The organism is Acaryochloris sp. CCMEE 5410, assembly GCF_000238775.2.
Lineage (GTDB): Bacteria > Cyanobacteriota > Cyanobacteriia > Thermosynechococcales > Thermosynechococcaceae > Acaryochloris.
The window spans coordinates 453,575-475,687 of sequence record NZ_AFEJ02000001.1 but is presented as its reverse complement, the minus strand read 5'-3'; the positions used below and the strand labels follow the sequence as shown (position 1 = coordinate 475,687).

Genomic DNA, 22,113 nt, shown 5'->3' with positions numbered 1-22,113 from the left:
GGTATGGATGACCCCACTTTATCTCACACTCTCTTGGTGGTCGAAGATAGTGATGAGGACTATGAAATCTTCAGCCGCATTATTCGCGAAGTTGACCGCTTTGATCTATCGATTGCTCGCTGCGTGGATGGGGAGGATGCTCTTGACTATCTAATGTCACCCGAGGATCATCCTTTGCCAGACTTGGTGCTACTGGATCTCAACCTGCCTGGTACCGATGGGCGGGAAGTGCTTGCAGAACTTAAGCAAGATGATCGGTTAAAGGTCATTCCCGTTGTGGTTCTCACCACCTCCTCCAATCCAGAGGATGTCTATACTTGTTATTATGCTGGCGTCAGCGGCTACCTACTGAAATCATTTAACCCAAATCAGTTTAGAGCCACAATGCACCAGTTTTTAGAATTTTGGTTTCAGGCGACGGTGCTTCCCTCGTCTAACTAATCAACACATATCAATACATACGTGGCAGATTGTCAGCGTTCCTATACAGCAACACGGCGATCTCTCATCTTGACAAGAGTTTAGCGATCCCTTGAATAAGATGTCAACCCACTTCTCAGTAATGAATATTGTTCCAGATCCTAATGCCCACTCTGTCGCGACTGGTCTGCCAGCACAGTTAATTTTGATTGTGGACGACTCGGAGACCGATCGATTCACCTATTGTCGGTCTTTGGGATCGGTCGGAAAAATCGAAGAATATGACTGTGGAGAAGCGGCATTAGTGGCTTGCCATAGCCAGGTTCCTGATCTCATTCTGCTGGATTATAACCTTCCCGATATGAATGGGTTGGAGTTGATGGCAGAGCTAACGGCACAATTAAAAATCTGTCCTCCAGTGATTATGTTGACGGGCCAAGGCAGCGAGGAAGTTGCGGTTGCAGCCATGAAGGCAGGCGCAAAGGATTATTTAATCAAAGGACAGTTGACACCCGCTAACTTGCTCCAGACCGTAGGCAATGTGTTGACCGAGCATCGGCTTAGGACAGCGCTTGAGCAGTACCAGCAGCAGCGGTCTCTCCTCACAGAAGTGGCTCTACAAATCAATCGAGCATCAGAACTGGACCAGATTTTACAGGTGATTACAGCAGGAACACGGCAGTTGCTAGGGTGCGATCGCACCCTGATTTATCAGTTTGAAATCAACATGAGTGGCATAGTCGTTGCTGAATCGGTTCTACCAACATGGACCTCAGTGATGGGACTCACCTTAGAAGACAACTGCTTTCAGGGGGAGCAAAGTTATCAGGCCCACAAGTATATTCAGGGACATAGAATGGTGGTTGCTGACATTACCACGGCTGGACTATCTGACTGCCATCTACGGATGTTGCAGCAGTTTCAGGTGAAGGCCAACTTGGTGGTCCCGATCATTAGCCACAGCGTCACCACGGATGAACCCAAATTATGGGGACTGCTGATTGCACACCATTGTCAGACGGCCCATGACTGGCAGCCAGAAGAGTTGACTTTGATGGATGAGCTGGCGGTGCAGGGGGCAATTGCTATCCAGCAAGCTGAACTGGTTACGAGTCTAAGAGCTGGATTAAAAAAGCAACAGGCGATTGATCGCCAATTACAAGAGCGCGCCACTGAATTGGGGCGAGCGAATCGAAAACTGGCTCAAGCGTTGCATCGGCTGAATCAACGGAACCAAGAGCTGGATGAGTTTGCTTACATTGTCTCCCACGACCTTAAAGCACCGCTACGAGGTATTTCTAACCTATCGCAGTGGTTGGTCGAAGATCTGCAAGAGCAGCTCCCCCAGGAAAACCAAGAGCAGTTAAGGCTGATCCAACACCGTGTTCTACGGATGGAAGAGCTCATCAATGGTGTTCTCCAGTACTCACGGGCGGGCAAGCAAACGGTCGAAATCCTCCAGGTAGATATTCTGCAGTTACTGCATGAGGTGGTCGACTCCCTCACCCCTCCAGCGGAGTTTCAGGTTGTGCTTCCTGACGCAGTTCCTCAGATTGAAACCCAACCCCTCTTGTTAAAGCAAGTCTTTGCCAACCTGATTAGTAATGCCATCAAGTACCATGATCGTCCCGATGGTTGTATCCAAATCCGATGTCAGGACTTGGGGGAGCAGTTGCAGTTCACCGTTGCTGATGATGGTCCTGGCATTGCTCCAGAGAATCACCAGCGCATCTTTGGTATCTTTCAAACTCTTGCTCCTGCCGATCATGCTAAAGGAACCGGCCTAGGATTAACCATTATCAAAAAGATTGTCGAGCAGCAGGGAGGAACTGTTTGGGTTGAGTCTGACGATCGTGGGAGTGCTTTTTTCTTTACCTGGCCTCGAAGATTAGCCTGAGAGTATAAAATCTCCCCTCCATAGTGAGCCTTAGTCCCAGTTAGTCTTGGTCTAAGGGAAGGGTTGTTCTCTGGTGCATCAAATTTCAATTGCATCAAGTACATGGTTCTGCCACTGATGCTGGAATCGTTCAACCACTAAGGGGCGGAGGATGATCTTGGGGGGGGATCCAGCTTTGACATCAATTCTCAAGCCCGAATAAGGTCGGTGTTTCTGAGAGCCATGTCCGTATCGCCCAATATAAAGGTGCGATCGCGCCACCGTTCGCTCAGATTCTCCGTCCTGTTTTTCCCTTAACTCAGGCCCTTCAGATCGCTGACGCCGCAGACTAAAACCACTGCCCCCACAAACTACCCAATTGAGATGTGCGTCGGCATGCCCTGTATCCCCAGTCTTGAGGTACTCCAAGCAATGGGCATGTCCATTAATCACTAAATCGACGATTGATCCACCTTGGATCAGGTTACCCACCTCATGCTGAACTTCATTCAGGACCCAACGTAGATTCTGCCGGACGGCTAAGGTTTGTCCTTGATACCATTTCGTTGCTTCCGTCACGTAGGGGGGATGGTGAAAAAACAAAATCCGGCCCCTAGCATTGGGATCTCGCCATGATGCGATAAGCTGTCGCTTCAGCCAAGTTAACTGTTCAATATCAACAATCGATTCAGAATCGTTGGTTAACTGCTTATCAATATCTAGAATTTGTTCTTCAATTTGTTCGACCTTGCTATAGGCATCCTCAAGGTCCAAGTCGGTGGTTTCTACCGCTGCCCTCAATGCCTCCGTTTTCTGCTGCATCAGATCTCGACGGCTTCTAAGCAGTTGTTGTCTCAGGAACTGCCCCGCCTCTGTATCCGGCAGAGCCTGAGGCGCATTAAACGTATTGGAATCCAAGGCAAAAAAATCAATCCCGCCTTGGCGAAATTGATAGTATCGATTAGGGAGCCGAGTGAATTGGCCAGGACGATATCGCAGACATCTTTCGGACTGTGAGCAGGAGGCGTAGTGGGTGTCCAGATGTCGCTCTAGCTCTGAATCACTTAACCCCTGTAGGTAATCCAAAAAAGCTTTGGCATAGACCTCTCCTTTATGGGAACCGTGCCAGCCTACATCCAAATCAAATTGGCGTTGAAAGAGCTTGCGCAGGGGTAAAGTGACTTGCGACAATAATCCCCAGAACCAGGGCAAGTCATAATAGTCGTGATTCCCTGGGACTGGGAAAAACGGGAATTGAAACACCATTTGGTCATAGGCAATGTTGTCAGGCTGATGTCCCCCCACGAGCCACTCGCGATAGGGATCGATAAAGTTTTCGGAATACTGTTCATTGGAACCGACGAGATACACAACGTCTCCCGTATGCAGGGCAAAGCTGCTGCCGTCTCCTTGTTCTAGGAGGAATTCCATGACCCGTCGCTGGGGGCTGTCTCCTCGATATTGTCCAGTGCCGCTGTCTCCGATGACGAGGAAAGAAAAATCTTGAGCATCTGATTCTTCAGTGTCCAAGACCAACCTGGTTTGATTAATATTTTGTCCCGAAACTAAAGGGTGTTGCCAGCACACCCTTTTCTTCATTTCACTAATTTTGAGAGAGATAGATGGATCAGAAACAAACTGCATAGATGATGGTTGTAATAGCTTCTATATCAGGCAGAACAGCCTGAATTGAATAAATCGGGTCTAACCAATGTGACGGAAGGCCAGCCAAACGATTTAATTCGAAACAAAGGACGTTCTGAATCTCACTTAGACAGCGTTGATTTGGTTTGCGATCGCAAACAGAAATACAATCAGACCTAATAGTCTGCGGAAATAATTGACGCCCTCAAACAATTCTTGAAGAGCCCACGTCAATAGAGAGATAAAAGCGATTGTTTCTAATCCTTGATGGATAGGCTCACTGGTAAAGACGAATTGTAAAAGACTCGCCCCCATCCAAACTGACAGAGTCAAATTTGGGGGCTGAGCAATGACAATTTCACCATTTTTATCCCGAAATAGGGTGTCAAAAAAAGTTGTATCCATTGATATTAAAACTCCAACTTAAATCTTCAGATTCATGCCGATGCTGGCTTGAGTACCCAAACCAGCATCGGCGCAAAAACCTATTGAACACTGGCTTGCAGATCCAGGCCAGATCGCGATCCACTCGAATCAACTTGCTCGCCTTCAATAAAGGACCGCAGCATCCAAGCCATCTCTTCATGCTCTTCCATCAATCCTGTTAAGAAATCTGCCGTTCCCTCATCGTGGAATTGCTCAGTACATTGATCAACGTGTCCTCTCAAGTTACGGATCACCTGCTCATGGTCGCGTACTAAACGAGCCACCATATCGGTTGCGGTCGGTAGGTCACCGGGATGTTCCTTAAGGGTCGAGTTATCCAAAAATCCCTTGGCAGTGCCTAAAGGATATCCCCCTAAAGCCCGGATCCGCTCTGCACAGGCATCCACGTTAGTAGTGAGGGTCTCATAATGTTCTTCCCAAAGCTGATGTAAGGTCATAAATTGCGGACCCACTACGTCCCAGTGATATTTCTTTGTTTTGATGACGAGTAGATATAAATCGGCTAAATCTTGATTTAAAATTTGAATAACACCTTGGCGCTGCTCAGTTGTTAAACCAATATTGTAGGGTTGCATATTTATTGTTCCATTCTTTGTTTCTACCAACCAGTTAACCAGTTAAGCTGTCAATTATCTTCCTCTAAGGGAGTGAGATTTTCTATCTACCGATCTACCGAAAGGTAGAGAGGAAGATGCCAGTTGCTATACTGATTTCCGTCGTAAACCTTAATGCATATAGACCAAGTATTTGGAAAAGTTCTAATACTTGGTCTATATGCTACAAACTGTAGCCTTAAGTCGCTGAATGGAATTGCTTTCTCATTTTGCTAGTAATGAAGGCCAGCAGAATACAAAGGAAGCCTATAGGGCTAGCAAATAGTTATAAAGGCCGTGCCCAGTGACTAACTCGGCAATAATTGAGAAGGTAAATCCTAGCATGGCGAGACGGCCACTCCAAGTTTCAGCAAACTGAGTGAAACCAAATTTTATTTCTTGGCGTTCCATAATTACGATGCTCCTAATTAAAGTATGTGACAGGGTTGTGAAAATCTGATGGACTAGTGCCCAATTCATGGAGACTTCCACAGTGAATAGTGGTGAGTTGCTCCGCTATCCTATGCAATATCTGAGTGAACAAAGCCTGAATATAAAATCAGTGAATACCAATTCTCAATCAAAACAGAACTTCGAATCTTCCACTGAAAAAGTTCCTTAAACTGGCTTATCTAACAATGACAGGATCAAGCAGAGCTTATTTGGGGCAGAGTCACTTCATCACATTCTGTATGAAATGGTGAGTGACTATATAATGTATCTAATGCCTAAAAACCGAGGCTCAAATTATCCCCAAATGGTGTGGATAATCCCTTTGCCGGTTACAAGTTCCGTAAGCACTAATAAATCAAAGCCGATCATGGCGACTCGGCCACTGAAGGTTTCCGCAAATTGATTGAATCCCCATTTCGGTTCAGCAGCATAGGGCTCAGGTTCAACCGCAAAAGTATTGGTCAAACCAGCGTCATCTTGGATGTAGCCTTGCTCGCGTTCTTCAGGTGTCAGCTCATCATTTAATACAGAAGACAAATTCTCGGTACTCATAAATAAAACTCCGTAATTTTGTTTGCGTTTAATGTCTTCAGTATCCAGGAAGTATGTCTGGCTCGACATCATCCTAAAGACGTAAACTTTTATAAAGCACCCGTTCCTAAGTCATAGCATCAGCAAGAAAAGCCAGAAATCTCATACGTGGCTTTTCGTAAAAACGCTTACATCCTCAACATTTTTTAGATGACACAGAAGGTACAAAGTGAAGGCACAAGCTCATCCAAGATTACTCTGCCAATAGAAAGATTTACCGATAAAACAATCAGTTTCTTTTCGGTCTCTAGGGAGATTCGTCTCCCTTCTCTCCTGGGGTACATATGAGTAGAAATTCACTTTAGGGTGTTGTTGCACCCGAACCTTAAAAGGAGGGGACTATGCGTCCGAGCTTTTTTATAAAGGGTCGCCAAGTTTTTTATACCTTGGCACTTTCGTTCTCAATTCTGATCAGCAGTCTAGGGGCGATGCCTATTGATGCGATCGCAGCTCCGAATCAGCCTCAACTCATGGCTTTATTTGGCTCTAACCGAGCAGAGCAATTAGATGATATGGCCAAAACTGATATTGATAAGACTTTCGGTAGTGGCACCAGCAAACAAGCAGAAGGGGTGGTGAAACAAGCCCAAGGCAAAGCTCAGAGGGATATCCAAAAGACTGGAAGCTCCCTGAAAGAAGCTCAAGGGAAAGCCAAACAGGACATTGGTCGCACCCAAAGTGCTGTAGGAGACCTTGAGAACAGTGCCGAATCCGCGGCTGAAGATGCCAAAGACACAGTAAAAGGTCTATTCAACTAATTCACCCACCATGCCGACTGGGTCTCTCTGTTACCCAAAATCAAACAGACTACAACAGATTCAATTTCTGAGAGGTTAATTTGAAAATGATTCGAACATTCTTTACTCAAACAGCTAAAGGAATAGCAGTTGCTTTTGCCTGTGGTCTACTGTTGCTCTCTAATGCTTTGCCTGCTGCGGCTATCAGCGGTAGTGGTCCAAGTTCTCCTGATAAAGGGCTTCCCAATCTTGAAAACATTCAAGAAAATACCGAGGAATTTATGACGGGCTATAACCGAATGCCCGGTATGAAGGAAACCCAGGAGCGATCTGCTGGCGGTCTTAATTCAGTACAAGGCAGTGCTGACAAAGACAAAATGCTACGCCCCGAAGATGCTGAGGGGGCAACTACGACGGTAGACAATATGCAGAAAGGCCTAGATAAGCTGTTAGGCAATCGTTAATTCAGCTACTGCTAGATGCAATAACCAACGTTCTTGGTCAACCATCAAGAACGTTTTTTGCACATGGGATTGGAGGTTTTTCTGCAAACTATCCCAATCTAAAGGCGAAACTTACGCCTTCTACGAACAACTCGATCCAAAGGAGGATTAATGACCCCTACTGAATACGATCAAACACCACTCGAATACCAAAGAGCATTAGGCGTGTTTGCCCGGCGGACTGACGCTGAGTCAGCAGTTGTCAGTCTAAAAGCTAATCACTTCCCCCTGGAAAAGCTGTCAATCATTGCTAAGGATAGTCAACTATCTGATGAAATGGAGGGAGTGGAAGTCAAAACGCAAGCTGGAGACCCTACGGGAGAAGCTGCAACCACTGGAGCTGTCACTGGAGGGGCACTGGGGACACTTGCTGGATTACTAGTTGGTCTAGGTACCCTCACCATTCCTGGAATGGGTCCTATTGTACTCGCAGGTACTACAGCATCTACCCTGACAACCACATTAACTGGAGGGGCCATTGGCGCAACAACGGGTGTGCTGATAGGTGGCTTAGCCAGTTTGGGCATTCCTGAAAAGCAAGCGATTATTTACAACAATTACGTTGCCAAAGGATACTATTTGCTCATTGTCGAAGGCACCAGATCTGAAATTCAAGCAGCAGAGAAAGTGCTGAATCAGAGTGGTATCCACAGATGGGAAATTTTTTATGCTCGGGCTAAACAAACAACGGCACTCAATAATGTTTTACCCAATACCTAGTTGTGGAGATGTCAGTTTCCTCACTGAACTTACGCTGTTTGATTAGTAGCCGTTGGTCAACAGCCAACTAAAACTGCCTTGACATTTATTTCCAATTAATCTATGAAACTTTCTTTACCTAAATCTATTTCTTGCAGTTTTTACAATGACAAAACGTATCCTCTCGTTATCCGGATTGAGAACATGGCCCATCGCTGCTTTGAGCGCACGGTTTTGCCTCAACAAAGGCTGCATTTCGAGGCTGCTCCCAGTGCAGTCTTGGAAATCCGTAGTCCAATGAATGCGACATCAATCAAGGCGGACCAGATTTCCTGTCAGCGGCTACAAGCTCTGGCCAATTGGTAGTTTATGGCTACCAGAATGAGTTAGCCCACGATGGGAACTATTCTTTCGGCATGAATAATGTTAAGACCGTATGTCTCCAAACACTTCTCTTACAGGAGTAGTGCCTGGGCAGTCAGCATATGTCAAGTCCATCTAAAGGGAGATCGCTCCTAACTCACTAACCCTCCTTTAGACAGACGAGTTTTAAGATAGCCTTCCCTAGGATAAGCCTATACACAAAAAATCGACGTAGCCCTAGGAGGCGCAACTTTTATGAGTACCGAAAATAGAGCAAAAGCCACAGCTAAAAATATTGAAGGTAAGGCTCAAGAAGCCCTTGGAAACGTGACGGGCGATCCTGAAGATCAAGCCGCTGGTAAAGCCAAGCAAGCTGAAGCAGAAGCCCGTCATACCGCTGAGGATGCTAAAGACAAGGTCAAAAAGGCAATCGACTAACAGTTGCCTGAATCAGTTATTGAGTCATTTAGTTTCTGGTATAAAGGTCCGGTTTACCCAAGTTGGTTTCTGGACCTTTTTCTATCCAATTTAAAATCCCTGAGATATTTTTCTAGATGAACAGAGCGTTTCCGATACCGCAGCCAATTCATTGGCCTACCAGCCAAAAGAAGGATTTTAGCTTGCCAAGCCCACGGCAGATGGCCAGTAGAAAACAACTGAGTGCTGGGCTGATTGATGCTGTGCTATTGGTAGGGCTCTTGATCGGCAGTGTTGCACCAACCTTGGCTCAAGAAAGCGACGTCCTTACCCCCCCGCCAACATCCACAACTCCCACCTCTGCGAGTCAATCGGTTTATTTTGCCGATATTCTCGTCAGGGGACGTCCAGTCTTTCAGGTGGGTAGCTTGTCTGATATGGATGCGACTAACAGAGCCGAAATTATCAACCGGCGGATTGCCAGTTTACTATCGCGCTCTGAGGCTCTAGGAGAGGTTTCGGTTCAAGACATCAACCAGCAGGTCGCCACTTTGCGGCTCAACCAGCGTGTGTTGATGACCGTTACCCAGCAAGATAGCGAAGATTATGGCCAAACCGTACAGAGCTTGGCTACAGACTGGGCTAATCGGCTCAACCAAGCCTTGGATAAGCCACCATTAGCGATTGATGTTGCTCAACGTTTAAGCACAACGATCCGGGATGCAGGGCGGAATACCATAGATATGCTGCCAGCCCTAGTGGGTGCGCTAATTGTCGTTGTCACGACTTGGCTGGTGGCCGTTGGCGTTCGCTACATTGCCTTTCGCTGGGCCCAACAAACCGAGGGCGATCGCAGTACAGAGATCTTAATTGGTCGGTTGGGGTATGGCGGGGTATGGGTGATTGGTGCCGTTATTGCCCTTGGGGTCTTGGGACTAGACTTCGGCGCATTGTTAGGGGCATTAGGTTTAACTAGCGTTGCCATTGGCTTTAGCCTCAAAGACGTTCTCAGTAACTATATTTCTGGGGTTATTCTGTTGGCTGCACGGCCCTTTCGCCTGGGGGACCAGGTGGTCATCGAAGATTTCGAAGGCACCATTACCCAAGTCCAATTGCGGGGGACGACCTTAAGAACCTACGACGGTCGGATTGTCTATATTCCAAACCAGGAAGTGTTCTCTGCCAGTATCACCAACAATACCGCTTCACCCCAGCGTCGCAGTTCCGTGATGGTCGGGATTGACTATGACGCAGATATCAATCAAGCGACGCAAGTGATTCAAACGGCTGTAACTCATCTCGATCTGGTGGAACCTAGCCCACCGCCTGAGGTACTCGTTCGGGAATTAGCCGCTAGCACGGTCAATTTGGAAGTGCGGTTTTGGGTGAACTCCCAGCGGGGCGAGTTTTTGACCATGACCTCTAAGGTAGCTCAAACCATCAAGGAAGCTTTGCAACAAGCACAAGTCGAAATGCCCACGGATATTTATACCCTCGTTTTCCGAAATTCCCCTTTCCCTGCCAGTGAGGCTCAGGCGATTCCAGTCCAGCCCTGATACGTGCAAGGCTCTGTTGGCAGTTATTCCAGTCCAATCTATCTTTAATTTTTATTCTCTGAGGTCGTTATGATGAAGAGTTCGATTGAGTTCAAGTTATTTGCCCCCTACAACCAAGGAGTGGCCTTAATCGGCTCCTTTAATAACTGGCAAGCTACCCCCATGGAAAAAGGAGAGGATGGATTTTTCCGCACCTATATTGACTTAGAAGATGGTTCTTATACCTATAAATTCCGAGTTCAGTCCAAAAGCTGGTTTTTTGAACCCGACGAGTCGGTGGAGGTCGTCGATCCCTACGCCACGGATATAGAAGATTCGACGCAGAACGGCATTATTCGGATTAAAGACGGGGAGCCCATTATTGATACCTATGTTTGGCAGCATGATGCTCATCCCCTACCTGCTGATCACGAACTGGTGATTTACGAACTTCATGTGGGGGATTTCTCTGGAGGAGAAGATGACCCCTATGCACGGGGAACTTACCAACATGTGATTGAAAAGCTCGATTATCTAACGGAGTTGGGCATCAATGCCATTGAGTTGATGCCAGTAAAAGAATATCCCGGTGACCATAGTTGGGGCTACAATCCCCGCTACTTCTTCGCCACAGAATCCAGCTACGGCTCCACGGCTGATCTCAAGCGACTCATTGATGAATGCCACGGTCGAGGTATCCGGGTCATTATTGACGGTATCTATAACCACTCAGAATCTTCTAGTCCCCTGACTCAGATCGATCATGATTACTGGTATTACCACGAGCCCAAGGACCCTGATAACAATTGGGGACCAGAGTTTGACTACGAGCATTTCGACGATAATCTAGAAACCTATCCCGCCCGGCGATTCGTAGGAGATAACGTTCGCTTTTGGATTAGCGAATACCACATTGATGGGGTGCGGTATGATGCTGCCCGCCAGATTGATAATCACGACTTTTTGCACTGGATTGTTCAGGAAACAAAGCAAACTGCGGGGCCAAAGCCGTTTTACAACATTGCAGAACATATCCCAGAAACGCCTGAAATAGTTGGTTTGGAAGGACCCATGGATGGCTGTTGGCACGATAGTTTTTATCACACTGTCCTAGCCCATATCTGTGGTGATCGCTTTAATTTAGAAGAACTCAAAGATGCCCTAGACGGAAAACGCCAAGGTTTCTTGGGTGCGACGGATGTGGTTAACTACTGCACGAACCATGACCACAATCATTTGATGGCGGAATTGGGAGATCGTAATATTCTCAATGAAGCGGCCTTTAAGCGGGTCAAGTTAGGGATGGTCCTACTGATGACGGCGGTTGGGGTACCGATGCTGTGGATGGGGGAAGAGTTTGGAGAATATAAACCCAAAACCATAGAGTCGGCCAAAATTGACTGGACCCTGCTGGACAATGATCTTAATCGAAGTTTGTTTGAGTACTGCAAAGGACTGATTGCCCTGCGCAAAAACAATCCTGCAGTCAAAACTGAAAATATTGATTTTTTCCACGAGGATCCAGATTCTCAAGTCCTAGCCTATACCCGCTGGAATGATGAAGGATCGAGGGTGGCCGTCGTCGCCAATTTCTCAGATCAGTTTTTGGCAGGATACCGAGTTCCCCATTTCCCTGCTAACGGCACCTGGCATGAATGGACGGGGAATTACGACCTAGAGGCGGGAGATGATCAGATTTTGATCGATCTGCCGGAGTATGAAGCACAAGTGTTTGTTTGGAACTAGATGAAAACCTATACCTGTATTTGTGGGAACACACTGTTTTTTGAGAACAGTCGTTGTATGCAATGTCAACGGCCTGTGGGCTGGTGCCCAGGGTGCGATCGCATCACCACTCTATTAGATCTCGGCAATCACCACTATCAGTGTGGCTATACTGATTGCCAAACCCTGTTGACTCAATGCCATAACTATCGAGTGCATCAAGTCTGCAACCGCTGCATTCCAACCAGTGAAGTGGAGTCGGCTCAGTCTCTCTGCGATTATTGCCAATATACTGACACCATTCCCGATCTTTCTATCTCAGGGAATAAGCAACGGTGGTACGACCTAGAAGTAGCGAAGCGGCGATTACTCTATACCTTAGACGTTTTAAATCTGCCCTTTGGTCATGCTGACTTTGATGTACCCCTATCCTTTGACTTCAAAGGAGATGTGATTCTCAAGGATGCCCTATGGCGGACCCTAGGCAAAGGCAAACGGGTCTTTACCGGCCATGCAGATGGTAAAATCACCATCAATATTCGGGAAGCAGACGATGAGGTCCGAGAACAGCTTCGGGTCGATTTGAATGAGGCTCAACGCACCTTAATCGGACATTTCCACCACGAAATCGGACATTATTACTGGCAGCTCTTGGTTAAAAATATTTGGCTTAACCACTTCAAAGATCTGTTCGGAGACCCAAGTTCCCCTTCCTATTCAGAGGCGATGGATCAGTATTATGCGAACGGCCCCTCCAAGGATTGGCAGCAACAGTATGTTAGTGCCTATGCCACTATGCATCCGTGGGAGGACTTTGCCGAAACCTTTGCCACATACTTGGATATGGTGAGTGTTCTTCACACCACCCGGCATCATCAGAGGGGCGCAGCCACCCGTTATGTGCAAACAGCTGAATTTGATGACATGATTGCAGCGTACAGACAGCTTGGGATTTTGCTCAACGAACTGAATCGAACCCTAGGATTAATTGACTTTATTCCTGAGGTTTTTACCCCGTTTATTATCAACAAGTTACGATTTATCCACCAACTCGTTCGATCCACTCAAAGCAGACAGGTTGGTCACTCCAAAATCGCTTAAATCCTGCTTGCATAAGGCTCCGTCAAAGAATTCGTTAGTCTCCCTGCTTGTGCAAATAACCTGATAAGAATAAAAGCAATTCAGAATTGGAACAGCGGCTATTTTTTATTTCTTAGGTGTAGATGAGCCGTACCGTTACTCCCCATATGTTGATAGATAGACACGTTGAATTGTAGTTGGATGCAACTCGGTTCAATCCCCAACCTCATTAGCCAACTCTAAACCTTGACGTTCGCGTAATCGGATCGCATAAAGATATTCAGCGTATGCTCGTCTAGCAATCAAGCTAGGACAGCGGCATGGCGGATCAACTTACTGTTACGACTGAGCGTATTGATGATGTAGTGCTCCTGCTGCACATGATGATGCAAATGGGTTTACCAGAAGTGCTCAACAAACATCTTCCCCGCCACTGGAAACAGGAAGGCTTGGATTGGGGTTGGGTGATTGTGATCTGGCTTTCCTACATCCTTTCCGAAGGCGACCACCGCAAAGTAGTCGTTCGAGACTGGGTCAAGCAACGCAGCACGATGATTGCCCAAGTCTGTGGTCTGACGTTAAGAGAGACAGACTTTACAGACGACCGTTTAGGCATCGTCTTGAGTAAGTTGAGCCAGCCAGATTACTGGCAGCAAATCGAGGGCGACCTAAACAGTCAAACTCTGCGTGTTTATGAGTTAGACCGTCATTGCATTCGTCTAGATGCGACCACTGTTTCGGGTGTCCACCTGGTCCATGAGGACGGACTCTTCCAGTTTGGCCATAGCAAAGATGATCCGAGCCTTCCTCATCTCAAAGCCATGCTGGCGAGCTTAGACCCACTCGGTATGCCATTGGCAACTCACATTGTTTCGGGGGAGCAAGCGGATGACGGACTGTACCTCCCGATTTTTGAGCAAGTCCGCAAAAGCTTTCCTCGGGTAGGGTTACTGTGGGTAGGCGATTGTAAGATGGGTGCTAAAGCGACCCGAGCACAGATTCATCAGCAACAACATTATTACCTGACCTGGAGGGGCGACATGCCCTGTGGACACCTTGCTTCTTTGGCTAATAATCAGGTAGACAAGAAAAAAGATGGGCTGAAAATGATGTATCTCCAGCTCACCTTATTGACAATGATATTGCCACTATACCAACCCCATTTACGCCGTCAACTGTCTCCTGCCCAGTATCTTCTCCTTGAGATTCTGGTTCATCTTTTACAAACGCTTCGCTGTGTCAAAATCGAGACCCTAGCAGAAGGACTGCCACTGCCGATTCTATTGAGAGTCGCCGAAAAAAATACAACGGTTCTTATCCTTACCGACCCTTGAGCTTGAAACGCTTTGGCTACCGCTGGTTGAACTGTGGCTGAGCAAGCAGTACCCTCAAGGCTCCCAGCTTTATATCGTCATCGACCGTACCAGTTGGGGTGTGATTAATCTATTGATGGTGAGCGTGGTCTGGCAACATCGCGCTATTCCCATATGGTGTGAAGCGCTCGCTAAAAGGGCAGCAGCAACTATGACGAGCAAACGGCTATTTGAGCAACGTCATTCGCCATTTATCCGCCTATCGTCTGGTTATCCTCGGTGACCGAGAGTTTTGTTCCGTCAAGCTCGGACAGTGGTTAGCTCAACAGAAGGTCCACTTTTGTCTGCGCCTCAAGCGGAATACCGAAGTGTCTATGGACCAGCAGTTTACTCAACAACTTCAACAGTTTGGCCTTGCCCCTGGTCAAAAGCTGTTTCTCAATGATGTACGCGTCACTCAGGCTAAAGGCTTTGGACACTTCAATGTGGCCGCCAAATGGAAACGACGCTATCACGGCTTTGCGCCTGATGAAGCCTGGTTTATCCTCACGAACTTCTGTGACCTCAACAGCGCTATCGTCAGCTATCAAAAACGCTTCTGTATCGAAGAAATGTTCCGCGACTTCAAACAGGGAGGCTATTGCCTCGAAGGCTCTCAAGCGATGGAAGAGCGTTTGGTTGCGATTGTCATTCTGATTGCCATTGCCTATACCAGTGCAGCCCTGCAAGGGCAAAGTCTTAAGCAAAAAGGACTCCAGCGCTACATTACTAGACCCGAATCTCCCACCTCACCGAACAAGCGTCATAGTGCATTCCGAGTCGGACTCTCTGCTCATCTGTGGGCGATAACAGGGGATGGAGTTCTGGCTCGATTGGTGGATGAGCTGATGAAACTCTCTCCCAATAAGCTACCTGAATATCAACGGGGGATGAGAGCGATGGAGCTTGTCTGTGCTGGGTTATAGTCGCCATGTCGCCCTTGCAGTTACCTGACACCTTTAGCCAGAGTGGGTTCAGTGCCAGAGTTACTGGAACAAGGACTCATCGCTGCAGTTGCCAACGAGTCTCCTCTATTAGGAGTTCATCGTCTTGATGAGAAAGGACACCCCCAGGAAATTGCCACGGGATATGAGTTCTCCAGAAAGCAGGAGCATCATCAAGCGGATGGCTCCACAATAGAGTGGAGCGAACGGGTATTGTTAGTCCATTCTCCTACCCATGCCCAACAGCAACAGCGAGGTCTTGAACAGCGACTTAAACGAGCAACCCAAAAGTTAAACGCACTGACACCTGCCGTTGGACGCGGTAAGCGACAAATTCGCAGCCTCTCAGAGCTTCAGCGGAAGGCTAACGCCATCCTTAAAGCCCATCGCGTTGAGGGATTGATTGAATATAGCTGTGAGTATCACCCAGCGGTAAAGCAACAGAAAGAGCGCTACCAAATCACCAAAGTTACACTCATAAAAGCCGCAGTTGAGACAACACAACAACGCTTTGGCTGGCGGGTTTACGTCACGAATGCTCCCCTTGAAGAGTTGTCATTTGAGGAAGCTGTCTTGACTGTTCGGGACGCTTGGATTCAAGGAAGTGGGTTCTCTCGCTTGAAAGGTAGACCTCTCGGGGCATCTCCACTCTTTGTGCAAAGGGATGACCAAGCCAAAGGATTGATGCATTTACTGAGTCTGGGACTGCGGATCTTGACGTTAATTGAATTCGTTGTTCAACGTCGATTAAAGCAACACAAGGAGAAATTGTTTGGACTCTTCCCGGGAAATCCAAAACGCGCCACTACCCGACCCACTACGGAAAGAATTCTAAGGGCGTTTAAGGACATATCTCTGACCATTCTTGGCGTAAAAGACGAAGAATATGGACATGTCTCCCCGTTAACTTCACTGCAACAGAGAATCTTAGAACTTCTAGGCTTGGCCCCTGATATCTACTCCAGTCTTGAGTCAAGTACTGATGAGGCTTGAATTACAGGAGGATGAAGCAAGACATTTATTCAGAATTGGATAACGCGAATGCCAAGATAATATGGCCCAAACTTCTTGAACACTTATAAAGGATGATCTTTCCCAAATAAGACCTCTTTACTTATATTATTTCGTCCCCATAATATTCAGGGTTTGGTAGCACTGCAAGCCAGAGTATATATTGCCATTGCTTTTCAGCTCTATGCCCCTTCATTTGGTTAATCGTTGTCATACCTCTACAAGGTCTAAAATTAAACATGAACCTTTCCCAACAATACCGACGCTAGCAACAATGTCATATCCATCTAAAACATCTGCTGAGCCCTCTGTAACGACCTTCGATGAGTTTGTGCAACTGGCGGATTATTCCCTGATGGACACCTTAAATGCCGATCCTGATGCCACGGTCGATGGTAATGATCACCGTCCCCGCCAGGTTTTTTCTGGTCATTTCGTACCTGTGGCACCCAAGCCGCTTGCAGAAGCAGAATATGTAGCTCACAGCAGCACTTTTTTTAAGGAGCTTGGGTTAAGCAATGAGCTGGCACTGAATGAAAAATTTCGCCATGTATTTTCGGGTGATATCACTGCTGCCCATGAGCCTATGCGTCAGATTGGCTGGGCGACGGGTTATGCATTGTCGATTCTTGGCACCGAATATACCCAACAATGTCCCTTCGGTACGGGTAATGGTTATGGCGATGGTCGTGCGATATCTGTGTTTGAAGGAATCATCAATGGCCAACGCTGGGAAATGCAATTGAAAGGGGGTGGCCCAACACCTTATTGCCGTGGTGGTGACGGGCGCGCAGTACTCCGTTCAAGTGTGCGGGAGTTTCTAGCGCAAGAATATATGCAGGCTTTAGGTGTACCAACATCGCGTTCTTTGACCCTGTATGTTTCTAAATCTGAGACTGTTAAGCGGCCTTGGTATTCTCAAAACTCCTACTCCGCTGACCCTGATGTTTTGATGGACGATCCTGTGGCCATTTCAACTCGCGTTGCCCCCTCCTTTTTGCGCGTGGGACAGCTAGAGTTATTTGCCCGCCGCGCTCGCAACAATGCTCATCCAAGAGCATTAGAAGAGTTGAGCATGATCGTGTCCCATTTAATTGAGCGAGAATACAAACGCGACATTAATCAAAACCTTGGTCTTACTAATCAATTGGTTGAGTTGGCTAAGCTATTTCGCCAGCGTCTTACGTCACTGGTGGCTAACTGGCTACGTGTTGGTTATTGCCAGGGCAATTTTAACAGCGACAACTGCGCTGCTGGTGGCTTTACCCTCGACTATGGACCCTTTGGGTTTTGTGAAGTTTTTGACCCTTGGTTTCAACCTTGGACCGGCGGCGCTGAACAATTTTCATTCGTCTATCAGCCCATCGCAGCAGAAGCGAATTATTATATGTTTTGGAAAGCTGTGAGACCGCTACTTGAAGAAGATGCTGATGCTTTAGAACAGTTCGACCAAGTAGGCCGTGGCTTTTCAGAAGCCATGCAACAACAAGTCCAAAAAATGTGGGCAGCCAAACTTGGCTTGACTGAATTTAACCCACAGCTGTTTAAGACATTAATGCAGTTAATGACTGACTCAGAGGTAGATTACACCATTTTCTTCCGGGAGTTATCCCACATACCTGAGGATATCTCAGCATTGAAAAAGAGCTTCTACGGTAAAACGTCTCAACAACTCGATGAGCAATGGCAATCTTGGCTAAAAAGCTGGCGCGACCTTGTCAAGAAGGACGGCAATTTGGCTGAGATATCAACACATATGAAAGAGACTAACCCAAAATACACTTGGCGAGAATGGTTGATTGTCCCCGCCTACCAACAAGCCATGCAGGGTGACTATACATTAGTTAAAGAGCTTCAAGAAGTACTGAGCTATCCCTATGATGAGCAATCACAAGAAATAGAAGATAAATACTATCGTCTAAGACCTAAGGCATTTTTTAACGCTGGTGGTGTGTCTCACTATAGCTGTTCATCTTGATTTTGCATAACAACTGAAGAATTGATTGTGCATCAACAAAGTGTGGGACAGGTGACTCAGTCTTGCCATCTCTACGAATGCGCCGATATGGAATCAGTTACACTTCATTACTTCGAAGGGTCACTGTGTATTCCACCAGTTCAGTGGTCCCATTGGGTAAATCGCCCAAGAGGCATAATTTGACGGATCGATGAGTTGGCGTTAGAGGAGAAGGCGATATGTCAAACCCTGATGTCCCTGCACCAGAACACCCTGGTGACGCATTAGAGACTCGATCAACGAGTGGATTTCCTGCTGAGTTAGGAGTTGTGGCTCGATAAATTACCTGTGGTCCTTGCCAGTTAGATCCCAAAGACGTATCAAATGTGTAGTAAGCAACGGTGGTGTCATCCGGCTTGGTGAGGTAGAGAATAGCACTATAGTTGGTCGGAACAATCCAGCCTGATGGCGCAGTAGTAGACACTGCCTTGGCCTCTCGGATGTCATCCGCGATAAAGTCTATGGCACGGTTCAATTGAGTATGCTGATCCACCTCAGCTTCCGATTGGCGATGACTTTGTAGAATTGAAATTAGCCCTGACCCTGCAAAGGCTAGAAATATACTGGTCACCACCATGCCGACCAACAGCTCAACTAAAGTAAACCCTTGATGAGTCGCGTTTTTCGACCTATTCGAGCCTTGATGAATCGTCTTAAGGTGCAAAGAATATGGGATTTGGGCAGTCATCGCGTCTAAAGTGTTGGCAATCATAATGTGGGGGTTTTACAGTTGTTGGCTAATGTTGTATCGGATGAGCCGATATATTCTCCAACTCTGGTCAATCCAATTCCAGGTGCAATTACTAGGCACTTTGAAGGGAAACTTGTTTCATTTGCAATCGACAGAACAACGGTTTGTTCTGAGGTGAATGAGGAAGGCACTCGCCCCTTGAAATCAAAGCTGAGAGGAGTAGCGAATGAATGTCTAAGCTGAAGCCCTTCTAGGGTGCGATTGCCATTGCGTAGGCAATCTGCAGGTGAACTGCTTAGCACAGCATTACTTCCCGTTGGCAGATTAATGGTGCAAGTCTTACTGAGACGGATAGCTTGGTCTTGGCCTTCGATTAGAGTCCCTTCCAGCTCAACTAAGCCAACTTCAAGCTTTCGGGAATTAACCCAATTTAGAAAGCTGGGGGCTGAAATTGCTCCTAAGATCCCCATAACGACCAAGACAATGACGATTTCGAGCTGAGTAAACCCTTGTTCACTACGGACAGGCAAAGAACGCATTAGGCACCACCTCTGAATTGGCTTGGGCTACTGTCTCCAGCTTTTCATCAATAACGTTATAAGTAACTTCTAAGATTTGATAGGGTTCTGCTGGCCGGACTGCTGTTGTCCTTTTCAGGGTAAATTCTTGGCCCATAATAGTTTTTTGCCCTGAGGTAGGCGTGCTACTGTTGTCCGTTTCTGACTGGACTGCAGGCAGTGATTCATCAAGATAGGCGGCAAACCCTCCTGTAGCCAAATGAGATCGACATCTTGCCAATACCAGAGCTGTGGAGTCAGCTTTTTGGGCATATGCCAAAGGATTGAGCAAGGAGACTTCTAAATAATTTGTGTTGGTTGCGGGGTCATTTTGAAACTGCAGATTGGTTATAACGTTACTGCTAGTCTCTGTACCGATAACAATGGAATCGCCTAACCTAAATCCAAGTTGAGTAACTTTGATCGTTGTATCTCCTGGAAGGGCATCAGCATAGAGTAATGCTGAAGTGAGAGGTACTTGGCCTACATCACTGGCGACTGCTTTAACTTCCTCTAAGTCTTGCTGAATCCAGTTATTCGCTGCAGTCAACTGTTTGGCGCGCATTTTAAACTTCGTTGAGAGAACCAACCCCTGCATGGCGGTCCCAATAAATAATGCTAAAACCAACATAGAGACAGCAACTTCAACTAAGGTAAATCCTTGTTCATGAGATTTTTTTTGTGTTCTTGTGATCACGGAAGTCTTCCTGGCAGTGAGGCTAAGTGAGGAGAATTCTATTGGGAGGTTTGTTTATTAAGGAGTTGCTTCTAAACGAGTCCAACTCGTTGCTGCAGACGTTTTATGGGACGCTGAAGTAACCACAACACCAGAATCTGTTAACAGTTGCTTCATGGCATTGGGGACCGTAATTTCAGCAGTGTTAGAACTTGAGCCATCCCACTCTCTGACCCAAATGGCACCTCGTATATCAGGATTGCTGCTGCCACCATTAATTCCCATACGGGCATCTGGGGCGTGAATGAAAACATTGGTGGCTGTGGCTCCACCATTCAATATGAAGTCTTGATCGGAGAAGCTATCACCATCATCAGCATTGCCATATATTCGAAAGCGTTCTGGGCTACCTAAACCACTCCCATAAGTTCCGCAATTATTAGCAGAACCTGAACAGGTATGGGCCAACGTGGCTTGGCCGCTCATTGCAATATCACCCGTAACGTAAAAATAGACGGGGGCTGAGGTGGTATCCACTGTGACCTGATCGCTGCCACTAAGGGTGATGTCACTTACTTGATAGTGGTAAGCACCATCGGCGCCTACTGAGTCTCCAATCCGAGGAAAGCTGGTGGCGACACTGATCGAGACATTGATTGCACCTGAGGGAATGGTGGGAACAGGAGGCCAAGTCACATCTCGAACATAAATTTGTCCCTGTACAACACCATTGTTAAGCGCATTAATGGCTGTGCGCAGTCCTGCATTTGTTGGTTGACCATTGACACATCCACTAACCGGCACTACACAGTTGAGGGTATCTGTGCAAACGACATTCCCCGAGATTGCACCTAATACGTCATTATTGCCCAAGGTAATATCTTGAGCCATCAGTCCTGGGAAACTAGCTAGAGAAGTTGACTGAGAAATATTCATCGTCTGCTGAATCCGCGATACTGCAGATGAATTAGGCGGATGACCTTTGACAATTAAGGTTCCAGTCTCATCTCCAGAATTGGAGATGCCATCTGGGTCACTGTAGCGATACGCTTCGACTGTATAGGTGTCGGCAGGTGCGTTAGTGGGAATCTTGCCTGTGAGGATATCATTCACCCCTGTAAAACAGGGAGGAGGCTTGGCGAGAAAAGACCATTCATCAGGACTATCTGATCCTAGGAGACTGTTGGGGTCGTAATTCGATCTCAACAGCATGTGATAGTTGTGATTTAAGAATCCGAGGGTGCGAGAGATTCCGCCTTCTGCAACGGTGGTACTGGCTGTTGTTTGCTTTTGAGAAACGGCTGAGACTTGATCATCCTTGGACTTAATGCTTAAAGTCAGGGCTACCAGCACCATGATTAACCCAAAACCGATGGCAATGGGTAAGGCAAACCCTTCATCGGTCGTCTTTCTTCTGGACTTCAACATATTTCGATGAGAAGAGAAATATAAATTGGATATGTTTATGTCGCTCTATCTAATCTGAGATAGGTTGCAGCGAACCCTCAATGAACCAAGAAAGATGATGACATCACCTTAGTTCAATAGGATTTATTTGTTGATAAGCCAGATGAACGTGAAAAGAGTTGATTGAAATTTTTATATGAATTTATTTTCGAGATAAGCCAATCACATTCTAAATATATAATAACAATTACTTAAAATATTGTTCTGAATGTTTTTATTGTAAATGTTTGATTTATGTATATTTTTAGTATACGAAATAAAATAGGACCTTTCTTCAGTGATCATACGTAGATCGTAGTGTAAACGGATATATAT

General features: G+C 46.6%; 23 protein-coding genes. 14 read left to right on the top strand and 9 right to left on the bottom strand.

Annotated elements, in window-relative coordinates; all coding sequences use genetic code 11:
* Positions 1-3: 3 nt before the first annotated feature.
* A complete protein-coding gene (locus tag ON05_RS01950) occupies positions 4-441 on the top strand; it encodes a response regulator (protein ID WP_010479126.1) in 438 nt (145 codons plus the stop codon).
* Between the two features lie 100 nt (positions 442-541).
* Positions 542-2,317 carry an ATP-binding protein gene (locus tag ON05_RS01945; protein WP_262561071.1) on the top strand — a complete coding sequence of 592 codons (1,776 nt, stop codon included), beginning with the start codon at positions 542-544 and terminating at the stop codon, positions 2,315-2,317.
* 78 nt (positions 2,318-2,395) lie between these two features.
* On the opposite strand, the gene ON05_RS01940 is transcribed toward ON05_RS01945, so the two are convergent.
* The 5 genes from ON05_RS01940 to ON05_RS01920 all read right to left on the bottom strand — a co-directional run bounded on the left by ON05_RS01940 (position 2,396) and on the right by ON05_RS01920 (position 5,985).
* Positions 2,396-3,940 carry a metallophosphoesterase gene (locus ON05_RS01940; RefSeq protein ID WP_010479122.1) on the bottom strand — a complete coding sequence of 515 codons (1,545 nt, stop codon included), beginning with the start codon at positions 3,938-3,940 and terminating at the stop codon, positions 2,396-2,398.
* Between the two features lie 126 nt (positions 3,941-4,066).
* Positions 4,067-4,345, bottom strand: a complete 279-nt coding sequence (locus tag ON05_RS01935) for a hypothetical protein (RefSeq protein WP_010479120.1) — start codon at positions 4,343-4,345, stop codon at positions 4,067-4,069.
* Between the two features lie 80 nt (positions 4,346-4,425).
* Positions 4,426-4,962 carry a Dps family protein gene (locus ON05_RS01930; RefSeq protein WP_010479118.1) on the bottom strand — a complete coding sequence of 179 codons (537 nt, stop codon included), beginning with the start codon at positions 4,960-4,962 and terminating at the stop codon, positions 4,426-4,428.
* Between the two features lie 285 nt (positions 4,963-5,247).
* Entirely contained in the window at positions 5,248-5,391 is a 144-nt protein-coding gene (locus tag ON05_RS01925; protein WP_010479116.1) for a high light inducible protein, read from the bottom strand.
* 336 nt (positions 5,392-5,727) lie between these two features.
* Positions 5,728-5,985 (bottom strand): hypothetical protein, encoded by a 258-nt coding sequence (locus ON05_RS01920; protein ID WP_010479113.1) that lies wholly within the window; start codon positions 5,983-5,985, stop codon positions 5,728-5,730.
* Positions 5,986-6,365: 380 nt separating this feature from the next.
* Here ON05_RS01920 and ON05_RS01915 point away from each other — a divergent pair, with 380 nt between their 5' ends.
* The 12 genes from ON05_RS01915 to ON05_RS01865 all read left to right on the top strand — a co-directional run bounded on the left by ON05_RS01915 (position 6,366) and on the right by ON05_RS01865 (position 18,368).
* A complete protein-coding gene (locus ON05_RS01915) occupies positions 6,366-6,782 on the top strand; it encodes a CsbD family protein (RefSeq protein ID WP_050857532.1) in 417 nt (138 codons plus the stop codon).
* A gap of 86 nt (positions 6,783-6,868) precedes the next feature.
* On the top strand, positions 6,869-7,225 hold the full coding sequence (locus ON05_RS01910) for a hypothetical protein (RefSeq protein WP_010479111.1): 357 nt from the start codon (positions 6,869-6,871) through the stop codon (positions 7,223-7,225).
* A 150-nt stretch (positions 7,226-7,375) separates the two neighbouring features.
* Positions 7,376-7,984, top strand: a complete 609-nt coding sequence (locus ON05_RS01905) for a general stress protein (protein WP_010479109.1) — start codon at positions 7,376-7,378, stop codon at positions 7,982-7,984.
* Between the two features lie 102 nt (positions 7,985-8,086).
* Positions 8,087-8,329 (top strand): DUF1830 domain-containing protein, encoded by a 243-nt coding sequence (locus ON05_RS38330; protein ID WP_029315567.1) that lies wholly within the window; start codon positions 8,087-8,089, stop codon positions 8,327-8,329.
* A 252-nt stretch (positions 8,330-8,581) separates the two neighbouring features.
* On the top strand, positions 8,582-8,764 hold the full coding sequence (locus ON05_RS01900) for a CsbD family protein (RefSeq protein ID WP_010479104.1): 183 nt from the start codon (positions 8,582-8,584) through the stop codon (positions 8,762-8,764).
* Between the two features lie 200 nt (positions 8,765-8,964).
* Complete coding sequence (locus tag ON05_RS01895) at positions 8,965-10,299, top strand: mechanosensitive ion channel family protein (protein ID WP_010479102.1); 1,335 nt, start codon at positions 8,965-8,967, stop codon at positions 10,297-10,299.
* Positions 10,300-10,371: 72 nt separating this feature from the next.
* The gene (locus tag ON05_RS01890) at positions 10,372-12,024 is read left to right on the top strand and encodes an alpha-amylase family glycosyl hydrolase (protein ID WP_010479101.1); all 1,653 of its coding nucleotides are present in this window, start codon (positions 10,372-10,374) and stop codon (positions 12,022-12,024) included.
* Complete coding sequence (locus tag ON05_RS01885; RefSeq protein WP_010479098.1) at positions 12,025-13,104, top strand: putative zinc-binding metallopeptidase; 1,080 nt, start codon at positions 12,025-12,027, stop codon at positions 13,102-13,104.
* Positions 13,105-13,403: 299 nt separating this feature from the next.
* A complete protein-coding gene (locus tag ON05_RS01880) occupies positions 13,404-14,417 on the top strand; it encodes a hypothetical protein (RefSeq protein ID WP_262561063.1) in 1,014 nt (337 codons plus the stop codon).
* A 209-nt stretch (positions 14,418-14,626) separates the two neighbouring features.
* Positions 14,627-15,361 (top strand): transposase, encoded by a 735-nt coding sequence (locus ON05_RS01875; RefSeq protein ID WP_262561062.1) that lies wholly within the window; start codon positions 14,627-14,629, stop codon positions 15,359-15,361.
* Between the two features lie 51 nt (positions 15,362-15,412).
* Entirely contained in the window at positions 15,413-16,372 is a 960-nt protein-coding gene (locus ON05_RS01870) for a hypothetical protein (protein ID WP_262561061.1), read from the top strand.
* A 292-nt stretch (positions 16,373-16,664) separates the two neighbouring features.
* Positions 16,665-18,368, top strand: a complete 1,704-nt coding sequence (locus tag ON05_RS01865; RefSeq protein WP_010469062.1) for a YdiU family protein — start codon at positions 16,665-16,667, stop codon at positions 18,366-18,368.
* A gap of 97 nt (positions 18,369-18,465) precedes the next feature.
* On the opposite strand, the gene ON05_RS01860 is transcribed toward ON05_RS01865, so the two are convergent.
* From ON05_RS01860 to ON05_RS01845, 4 genes are read right to left on the bottom strand one after another with little or no spacing between them, the layout of a single operon-like run.
* Complete coding sequence (locus tag ON05_RS01860) at positions 18,466-19,119, bottom strand: prepilin-type N-terminal cleavage/methylation domain-containing protein (protein ID WP_010469061.1); 654 nt, start codon at positions 19,117-19,119, stop codon at positions 18,466-18,468.
* A complete protein-coding gene (locus tag ON05_RS01855) occupies positions 19,116-19,637 on the bottom strand; it encodes a Tfp pilus assembly protein FimT/FimU (protein ID WP_010469059.1) in 522 nt (173 codons plus the stop codon). Before ON05_RS01855 ends, ON05_RS01860 begins: the two co-directional genes overlap by 4 nt.
* The gene (locus tag ON05_RS01850) at positions 19,615-20,352 is read right to left on the bottom strand and encodes a prepilin-type N-terminal cleavage/methylation domain-containing protein (protein WP_010469057.1); all 738 of its coding nucleotides are present in this window, start codon (positions 20,350-20,352) and stop codon (positions 19,615-19,617) included. The genes ON05_RS01855 and ON05_RS01850 overlap by 23 nt, the downstream gene beginning before the upstream one ends.
* 57 nt (positions 20,353-20,409) lie before the next feature.
* The gene (locus tag ON05_RS01845; protein ID WP_010469055.1) at positions 20,410-21,759 is read right to left on the bottom strand and encodes a hypothetical protein; all 1,350 of its coding nucleotides are present in this window, start codon (positions 21,757-21,759) and stop codon (positions 20,410-20,412) included.
* Between the last annotated feature and the right edge of the window lie 354 nt (positions 21,760-22,113).

Coding starts and splice junctions, on each gene's coding strand:
- ON05_RS01950 (WP_010479126.1), top strand. CDS start 4: ATGGATGACCCCACTTTATCTCACACTCTCTTGGTGGTCGAAGATAGT.
- ON05_RS01945 (WP_262561071.1), top strand. CDS start 542: ATGTCAACCCACTTCTCAGTAATGAATATTGTTCCAGATCCTAATGCC.
- ON05_RS01940 (WP_010479122.1), bottom strand. CDS start 3,940: ATGCAGTTTGTTTCTGATCCATCTATCTCTCTCAAAATTAGTGAAATG.
- ON05_RS01935 (WP_010479120.1), bottom strand. CDS start 4,345: ATGGATACAACTTTTTTTGACACCCTATTTCGGGATAAAAATGGTGAA.
- ON05_RS01930 (WP_010479118.1), bottom strand. CDS start 4,962: ATGCAACCCTACAATATTGGTTTAACAACTGAGCAGCGCCAAGGTGTT.
- ON05_RS01925 (WP_010479116.1), bottom strand. CDS start 5,391: ATGGAACGCCAAGAAATAAAATTTGGTTTCACTCAGTTTGCTGAAACT.
- ON05_RS01920 (WP_010479113.1), bottom strand. CDS start 5,985: ATGAGTACCGAGAATTTGTCTTCTGTATTAAATGATGAGCTGACACCT.
- ON05_RS01915 (WP_050857532.1), top strand. CDS start 6,366: ATGCGTCCGAGCTTTTTTATAAAGGGTCGCCAAGTTTTTTATACCTTG.
- ON05_RS01910 (WP_010479111.1), top strand. CDS start 6,869: ATGATTCGAACATTCTTTACTCAAACAGCTAAAGGAATAGCAGTTGCT.
- ON05_RS01905 (WP_010479109.1), top strand. CDS start 7,376: ATGACCCCTACTGAATACGATCAAACACCACTCGAATACCAAAGAGCA.
- ON05_RS38330 (WP_029315567.1), top strand. CDS start 8,087: ATGAAACTTTCTTTACCTAAATCTATTTCTTGCAGTTTTTACAATGAC.
- ON05_RS01900 (WP_010479104.1), top strand. CDS start 8,582: ATGAGTACCGAAAATAGAGCAAAAGCCACAGCTAAAAATATTGAAGGT.
- ON05_RS01895 (WP_010479102.1), top strand. CDS start 8,965: ATGGCCAGTAGAAAACAACTGAGTGCTGGGCTGATTGATGCTGTGCTA.
- ON05_RS01890 (WP_010479101.1), top strand. CDS start 10,372: ATGAAGAGTTCGATTGAGTTCAAGTTATTTGCCCCCTACAACCAAGGA.
- ON05_RS01885 (WP_010479098.1), top strand. CDS start 12,025: ATGAAAACCTATACCTGTATTTGTGGGAACACACTGTTTTTTGAGAAC.
- ON05_RS01880 (WP_262561063.1), top strand. CDS start 13,404: ATGGCGGATCAACTTACTGTTACGACTGAGCGTATTGATGATGTAGTG.
- ON05_RS01865 (WP_010469062.1), top strand. CDS start 16,665: ATGTCATATCCATCTAAAACATCTGCTGAGCCCTCTGTAACGACCTTC.
- ON05_RS01860 (WP_010469061.1), bottom strand. CDS start 19,119: ATGATTGCCAACACTTTAGACGCGATGACTGCCCAAATCCCATATTCT.
- ON05_RS01855 (WP_010469059.1), bottom strand. CDS start 19,637: ATGCGTTCTTTGCCTGTCCGTAGTGAACAAGGGTTTACTCAGCTCGAA.
- ON05_RS01845 (WP_010469055.1), bottom strand. CDS start 21,759: ATGTTGAAGTCCAGAAGAAAGACGACCGATGAAGGGTTTGCCTTACCC.